At 29.5% G+C, this 1,093-nt stretch carries 1 protein-coding gene; it reads left to right on the top strand.

The genetic code is table 11. The features are described 5' to 3' along the window. A partial coding sequence (locus CP960_RS13085) for an autotransporter outer membrane beta-barrel domain-containing protein (protein ID WP_133121158.1) occupies positions 1-1,085 on the top strand: 1,085 nt, incomplete at its 5' end. Positions 1,086-1,093: the final 8 nt, after the last annotated feature.

Below are 1,093 nucleotides of genomic sequence, written 5' to 3'. Positions count from 1 at the left end.
ATGCAGCAAGAGTATTAGATAAGATAAAAGATAGTGGTAATACTTTAGATGGATTTATCTCTGCACTTAATAGTAAAGCAACTGATAAAGAAGTTGCTCAAGCTGTTAAGGAAACTACTCCTGTTGTTGCTACTGCTTTAGCTAATAGCTCTAATCAAGTTCAACAAACTATTGGTAGTGTTGTTTCTGGTAGACAACTTGGTATTAGAGGTATCTCTTCTTTTAGAGGGGCTAACTCTGGTGATGATATGCTTTCTAATAACAATGCTTGGTATAAAGCTTTTGTTTCTAAAGCTTCTCAAGATGACAAAGATGGTTATGATGGTTATGATTTTGACTCTTATGGTTTTGCTATTGGTGCTGATAAAGAGTTTGGAAATAATAGTAGATTTGGTTTAGCTTTTGTTTATGCTTCTGGCGAAATTGATACAAATAATGTTTCTCAATCTAGTGATTTAGATATTTATAATCTTGTTGCTTATGGTAGTACTCCTATTTTTGACAAAGATACTTTTTTGTTTTATCAATTAAGTTTAGGTATTCAAGATACTAAAACTTCTAGAAAAGAACATACTACTAATACTACTGCAACTTCTGATTTTAATGGTAAAATTGCTTCTGCTTCTTTAAGGCTTATTAAGAATATGCAACTTAATGATAATCTTCTTTTTGTTCCTACTATTAGAGGTATGTATACTTATATGAAAAATCCTTCTTATAAAGAAAGTGGTGCAAATAATCTTAATTTAAATGTTGATAAGTTCTCTACTAGTTCTTTCAAGCTTGGTATTGGTGCTGATTTTGAATATAATTTAAATAACTCTTTTACTCTTTTATCTAATGCTATGATTAACTATGATTTAAAACAAAGTGATAACTCTTCTTCTTCGTCTTATGCTGGTAATTCTGATTTAGCTTTTACTACTAAGGGTATGGATTTATCTAAGTTCTCTTATGAAGCTGGTATTGGTTTTAAAACTAATTTCTCTGAGGATGTTGATTTTAGATTTGAATATAATTATGAAGGTAGAGATTCATCTTTCTCTAATCAAACTTTATCTGCTAAAATCTCTTGGAAATTTTAGTATCTTTA

It is taken from the genome of Malaciobacter halophilus, from assembly GCF_002837275.1.
Classification (GTDB): Bacteria; Campylobacterota; Campylobacteria; order Campylobacterales; family Arcobacteraceae; genus Malaciobacter; species Malaciobacter halophilus.
This window is presented reverse-complemented; position numbering and strand designations above follow the sequence as displayed.